This window comes from Rhodococcus yananensis (assembly GCF_020515525.1).
GTDB lineage: Bacteria > Actinomycetota > Actinomycetes > Mycobacteriales > Mycobacteriaceae > Rhodococcus > Rhodococcus yananensis.
The window spans coordinates 1-5,700 of the sequence record NZ_JAIYEP010000132.1 but is presented as its reverse complement, the minus strand read 5'-3'; the positions used below and the strand labels follow the sequence as shown (position 1 = coordinate 5,700).

6 protein-coding genes are annotated in these 5,700 nt (G+C 67.8%); 1 reads left to right on the top strand and 5 read right to left on the bottom strand.

What is annotated here, in order from left to right; genetic code table 11:
* Positions 1 to 40 precede the first annotated feature (40 nt).
* The 3 genes from LDQ05_RS19080 to LDQ05_RS19070 all read right to left on the bottom strand — a co-directional run bounded on the left by LDQ05_RS19080 (position 41) and on the right by LDQ05_RS19070 (position 3,301).
* On the bottom strand, positions 41 to 1,795 hold the full coding sequence (locus tag LDQ05_RS19080) for a cholesterol oxidase substrate-binding domain-containing protein (RefSeq protein ID WP_226438527.1): 1,755 nt from the start codon (positions 1,793 to 1,795) through the stop codon (positions 41 to 43).
* Positions 1,796 to 1,880: 85 nt separating this feature from the next.
* On the bottom strand, positions 1,881 to 2,690 hold the full coding sequence (locus LDQ05_RS19075; RefSeq protein WP_226438526.1) for a metal-dependent hydrolase: 810 nt from the start codon (positions 2,688 to 2,690) through the stop codon (positions 1,881 to 1,883).
* Between the two features lie 137 nt (positions 2,691 to 2,827).
* The gene (locus LDQ05_RS19070) at positions 2,828 to 3,301 is read right to left on the bottom strand and encodes a Dps family protein (RefSeq protein ID WP_226438525.1); all 474 of its coding nucleotides are present in this window, start codon (positions 3,299 to 3,301) and stop codon (positions 2,828 to 2,830) included.
* 116 nt (positions 3,302 to 3,417) lie between these two features.
* On the opposite strand from LDQ05_RS19070, the gene LDQ05_RS19065 reads away from it, so the two are divergent.
* Positions 3,418 to 3,558 carry a hypothetical protein gene (locus tag LDQ05_RS19065; RefSeq protein WP_226438524.1) on the top strand — a complete coding sequence of 47 codons (141 nt, stop codon included), beginning with the start codon at positions 3,418 to 3,420 and terminating at the stop codon, positions 3,556 to 3,558.
* A 13-nt stretch (positions 3,559 to 3,571) separates the two neighbouring features.
* Here LDQ05_RS19065 and LDQ05_RS19060 read toward each other — a convergent pair whose 3' ends face one another.
* Positions 3,572 to 5,032: a catalase gene (locus LDQ05_RS19060; protein ID WP_226438523.1), complete on the bottom strand. Its 1,461-nt coding sequence runs from the start codon at positions 5,030 to 5,032 to the stop codon at positions 3,572 to 3,574.
* Positions 5,033 to 5,137: 105 nt separating this feature from the next.
* Positions 5,138 to 5,566: a Fur family transcriptional regulator gene (locus tag LDQ05_RS19055; protein ID WP_226438522.1), complete on the bottom strand. Its 429-nt coding sequence runs from the start codon at positions 5,564 to 5,566 to the stop codon at positions 5,138 to 5,140.
* Positions 5,567 to 5,700 lie beyond the last annotated feature (134 nt).

Below are 5,700 nucleotides of genomic sequence, written 5' to 3'. Positions count from 1 at the left end.
CCGATCTGCACGCCGGTGCGCGGCCCCGCCCGCGTCCGGGTCAGATCAGCCGGTCGAGGAACCCGTTGCTGAAGACGCGGTGCGGATCGTGCCGGTCGAACGCGGCGCGCGCCGCGTCCCATCCTTCGCCTCCGCCGAGACCCGTCCGGTACATCGCGGGAATCGTCCCGTCGAGGAACCCCGAGTTGCGGTAGCCGCCTTCGTCGTCGAACGCCCACCCCTTCGACCATTCCGAGCGGAAACCCGCGTAGTCGCCGGAGTAGTTCGCCACCATCCATTGCTCCATCTCGGCGAGGAATGCGGGCAGTCCGGCGGTTCCGGGCAGCGACACCACGTTCATCCAGATCGCGGTGTCCCAGTCCGGGTGGTCGGGACGCGGACGGACGGGCGAGAGGTCCGGCGCCCCCGCCGAGGCGACGAGCACCTCGTCCTGGTTGTCGACCGTGCACATGCGCACCTCGAACGGCCCGTTCACCGGGTACAGGCCCCGCGCGGCGTACTCGCCCATCCGGGTGTGCATCCACGTCGTGAACTCGTTGATGACGCGGGCGATGTTCTCGCGCCGGGTGATGACGACGCCGCCGCCCGCGACGACGCGGAGCGTCGTGGCCCGCAGATAGAACAGCAGGTCCTTCGACCAACCCCACAGGTCCTCGGTCGCGGTGGCCTTCAGGCCGGCGGCGACGGCACCGAACTGGGCGGCGCCGAATGCGGGTGTGATCGCCTGGTTTCCCGCGGCGACCCGACCGAGTGGCGTGGTGACCGCCTCGGGGATCGTGTCGGAGAAGAAATAGTTGTACGGGCCGGTGACCTCGCGCGCGGTCGGAGGCTTCTCGGGACTGACCGACCAGACCTTGAGCCACGGGGTGTCCGTGAACGGGAACCAGATCGCCTCGACGCGGCCGGATTCCTCGGTGAACCGTTCGAAGGTGCGCCCCGAAGATCCGGCGGGCGCGAACAGTTCCTGCCACGGGATGTCGGTGAAACTCTGGCAGCGGAGTCGCTGATCGGCACCGGCCTGCAGGGTCACCGAGGTGATGAAGGTGCGCCCGAGATGGGTGAGCAACGGTGTGATCTCGGGATCCGACCGGTGGAACTCGCGCAGCACGTACCCGTCCGATGCGTCGTCCCACACGACGGCGGTGAGCGCGACGATCAGGTTCGAGAGGGAGCCGAAGGACTGTCCCGGCACCGCCGTCTCCCCCGCCGCCGGGTAGGTGGCGCCGTGGGCGCCGATCGACAGGGCCCCGGCGACGGTGATGTCGCCGATCGCGGGTGCGTTGGCCCAGCCGAGACCGTGCTCCTGCAACGCGGTGAGGATCGATTCGAGGCTTGCCCCGGCTCCCGCGGTGACCGTGGCGGGGCTGCCCGACGGGTCGACGGACACCCCGTTCAGGTGCGCCATGGTGTCGATGAGCACGGTCCTGTCGACGCTCTCGCCCGGCACGACCGTGAGCGGACTCCAGCTGTGCATGGTGCCGCGCGGGCGGATCCGGTAGCCGTGTGCGTGTGCCCAGTCGGCGAGGCGCACGACGTCGCCGGGCTCGCGGGCCGTGGCCGTCCACACCGAATCGAAGTGGATGGTCTTCGCCCAGTTCTCGAACCTGCGCTGTTCGAGATGGATGTCGGTGGGGAATCCGGGCGGCGCCGCGATCGTGGCACCGGGGTCGCCCAGCGGAACGGCACCGGCGGGCGCCCACCCGAGGCCCGTGACGGCAGCGGCTCCGGCAGCGGCGACCGCCGAGCCGATGAAGCCACGGCGGCTCAGTGCGTTCCCGGGGGCATGGTCGGTCACGGGGACGAGCTCCGTTCTGTCGGGAGAACTACGAACTCGAGCAAAAATAGAACAAAGTTCGTTTCGATGCCAGTGGCGTCGAAACTCAGAGGGACAGGCCGGACGCCTTCAGCGCCCCCGTGATGTACTCCGGCGCTCCGTCCACCGACCAGACCGCGAACCCGATCGCCGCCAGCGTCAGCACCGGCCCGAGAACCACGACCTCGAACGGCCCCCCGGCACGGATCGCCAGGGCATCCGGCAGCTTGAACTCCCACCACCGCTGCCCCCGCCAGGGGACGAACGGAGCGAGGAAGGGAATGCCCTCCTTCGTGATCGCGTCACCGAGGCAGTGCGTCGCACACCCCAGTGCGATCGCCACTCCCAGTCCGGTCGAACCGACGTCTCCCGGAAAGGCCGACCAGAGCAGGACGGACAGCACGGCGGTGACGAGCGTGACGACGAACCACCCGTACTTCTTCGCCCACGAACCGAACAGTCCGCGCAGCGCGAGCCCGAGGGTGACGAACAACGTGGCGATGATCGCGGCCCGCCCGAACTGCGCCACCAGCAGGGTCACGCCGCTCCCGAGGAGCACCGCGAACAATGCGGTGTGCGTCATGGTGCGGTGGCCACCGGTCCTCTTGCGCTCCCGCTTGCCGCGCGTGATGTTGTAGTAGCCGGCGGAGGCCGCCCCGACCCCCTTCGCGGCGGCCTGGCTGACCGGGCCGAAGGAGCGCGCGACCGTGGACTGCGTCGTGTCGAGATCGGGCAGCAACGCCGCACCGGCACACACACCGGCGAACGCGAGGGTCTCCGCCGTGGACGTCGGCCCACCCCACTCTCGGGGCAGCACGTCGGCGACGAGCAATCCGACGAGCGCTCCGGAAACCGCATGGGTCGGACCCATCACCATGTGAGACAACACCTTCCGATCGATGACGCGCCCGGCGACTTCGATGGACGCGAGGCCGGGCCTCCAACCTAGCAATCACATCCGACACACCAGCACCACGGAGGGTCCGGTGACGCGCGGAGGCCGATCGGGAACGGTCAGGCGAGCTGCGCCTGCCACATCCAGTGCAGCTGTTCGAGTCGCGCCGTCTGACCGATCAGAAGATCCTGGGTGACCGGGTCGGCGTCGGCCGTGACCTCGATGCGTTCGCGCAGCCGCGCGATCACCGCGGCGAGATTGCCGACGATCGACGCGACGACCTCGTCGTCCTTGCTCCAGCCGCTGCCGAAGCCCTTCGTTCCGCTGTCGGAGGCCACCGTGGCGGCCCGCCCGTCCGGGCTCACTCCGATCGCGGTCAGCCGCTCGGCGACCTGGTCGGTGAAATCGCTCGCTGTCGTCACCAGTTCGTCGAGGTCCAGATGGATGCTCCGGAACTGGGAGCCGACGACGTTCCAGTGCGCCTGCTTTCCGATCAGACTCAGGTCGACGAGGTCGACGAGCACGGCCTGCAGGGCGTCACCTGCGATCTTCTGATTCTCCGTGGACAATGCGCTCGTGATGGGGCTGTACATCTTTCGCACTCCTTTCGAAAATCTCTCTTCGGATTCAACATTCGGCGACCGCCGAAGGTTCCGGTTTCCCATCGATGTGGTGAAGTCGACACTCCCCGGGCGGCGGTGCGCGGAGGATGATGGGTACGACCGTGTCGATCCGTCCCGGGTCGACATCCACCGCAGTTCGCCCCGACGGGAGGTCGGTGACCATGGATGCACAATCCGCCCTGGTTCTGGTTCTGGCCGTGCTGCTCTACTGGTGGGGCCTGGGCTGACCCCACCCGCGCGTCACGCCCGGCCTGAGCGCACGCCCTCCTCGATCTTCTTGCCGAGGTCGGCGTCGACGTTGCGCCAGTACTCGAAGATGCGGTCGTACAGTTCCTCGTCCGTGCCCCCGAGGATGTGCCCGACGACGTTGCTCGCCAGACGCTCACGTTGCGCGTCGTCCATCACCTCGCGCACGAGGGTGCCGGCCTGCCCGAAGTCGTCGTCCTCGGCGTGCTGCACGTAGCCCGCACGGACCGCCTCGGTACCGAACTCCCACCGGCCGTCGTCACCGGCACGCTGCGGGTCTGCGTGCGGCCCACCGAACGTGTTGGGCGCGTAGACCGGGGTCGCGGGATCGTTGAACGAGTACGTCATCGCACCGTCCTGCGCATAGCTGTCGACCCGGTTCTTCGCCGCGTTGACCGGGAGTTGCGCATGGTTGGCTCCGATCCGGTACCGGTGCGCGTCGGCGTACGAGAACACCCGCCCGAGAAGCATCTTGTCGGGTGAGAACCCGATTCCCGGAACGATGTTCGACGGCGCGAACGCGGCCTGCTCGATCTCGGCAAAGAAGTTGCGGGGGTTCCGGTTCAGCGTCCAGGTACCCACCTTCACGAGCGGGTAGTCCCTCTGCGACCACGTCTTGGTCAGGTCGAACGGGTTGAATCGGTACCCCTCCGCCTCCGCAACCGGCATGATCTGCACGAACACCGTCCAGCTCGGGAAGTCTCCGCGCTCGATCGCGCCGTGGAGGTCCGCCCGATGGAAGTCCGGGTCGGTGCCCGCGAGGGAGTCCGCCTCCGCCGGGGTCAGGAACTCGATGCCCTGGTCGGTCTTGAAGTGGTACTTCACCCAGAACCGCTCACCGTCGGCGTTGATCCACTGGTAGGTGTGCGAACCGAATCCGTCCATGTGCCGCCACGTGCGGGGAATTCCCCGGTCACCCATCAGCCAGGTCACCTGGTGCGCGGTCTCCGGGCGCAGCGTCCAGAAGTCCCACTGCATGGTGTGATCACGCAGCCCGGATCCGGGCAGGCGCTTCTGCGAATGGATGAAGTCGGGGAACTTGATCGGGTCCTTGATGAAGAAGATCGGCGTGTTGTTGCCGACGAGATCGTAGTTGCCGTCCTCGGTGTAGAACTTGATCGCGAAACCACGAGGGTCGCGCCACGTGTCGGGACTCCCCTGCTCACCGGCGACGGTCGAGAAGCGCACCAGCGACTCGGTTTTCACGCCGGGCTGGAACAGCTTCGCCTTCGTGTAGGCGCTGACGTCCTCGGTGACGACGAGTTCGCCGAACGCACCTCCACCCTTGGCGTGGACGACACGCTCCGGCACCCGCTCGCGGTTGAAGTGCGCGAGCTTCTCGATCAGGTAATGGTCGTGCAGCAGGATCGGTCCCCCGACACCCGCGGTCAACGAGTCGTCGTCGCTCGCTACGGGGTTGCCGACGGCGTTGGTGGTGAAGCGGGTGTTCGTCATGTTCTACCTCCGGAAAGAGCGGATGCGGACGGTGTCGCGGGTACGACGGGGTCGCCGACCGGGCCGCACGGGTGCCGGGCGGCGGCGCAGACGTCGCCGGAGCGGTCAGCGGCAGTTCCCGCACAGACCCCAGAACGTCACTTCGGCCTCGTCGACGACGAATCCCGCGGCATCCGAAGGGGTCAGGCAGGGTGCGGTGCCGACGACACAATCGACGTCGACGACCGTGCCGCACGCGCGGCAGACGATGTGGTGGTGATTGTCGCCGGTGCGGGTCTCGTACCGCGCCGGCGAACCCGCAGGTTCGATCCTGCGGAGCAGGCCCGCCCCCACACACGCCTTGAGGACGTCGTACACCGCCTGGGTGGATACGGATCCGAGTTCGGCACGCACGGCGGCGGCGACCTCATCCGCATCCGAATGTGGATGTCGGACAATCATGTTGAGAACTGCAACACGCGGCCCCGTCACCCTCAGCCCGACGGAACGAAGCTGTTCCCTGGGGTCGAAGTGTGTTCCGTCCGCGTGTTCCATGGCTCTCAGTATGCCGCTTTTCTGGAATTAGTCAAGAAAACAAACCGTGTGGTGGCGCTCACCCTGCCGGGGCGGCGCCGACCGCGCCCCCGAACAGAACTCGGGGGTCCTCGGCCGTGCGCGGCCGAGGACCC

Bases quoted from the DNA above. Each gene is read 5' to 3' on its own strand.
- LDQ05_RS19075 (WP_226438526.1), bottom strand. From the start codon at position 2,690: ATGGTGATGGGTCCGACCCATGCGGTTTCCGGAGCGCTCGTCGGATTG.
- LDQ05_RS19070 (WP_226438525.1), bottom strand. From the start codon at position 3,301: ATGTACAGCCCCATCACGAGCGCATTGTCCACGGAGAATCAGAAGATC.
- LDQ05_RS19065 (WP_226438524.1), top strand. From the start codon at position 3,418: ATGATGGGTACGACCGTGTCGATCCGTCCCGGGTCGACATCCACCGCA.
- LDQ05_RS19060 (WP_226438523.1), bottom strand. From the start codon at position 5,032: ATGACGAACACCCGCTTCACCACCAACGCCGTCGGCAACCCCGTAGCG.
- LDQ05_RS19055 (WP_226438522.1), bottom strand. From the start codon at position 5,566: ATGGAACACGCGGACGGAACACACTTCGACCCCAGGGAACAGCTTCGT.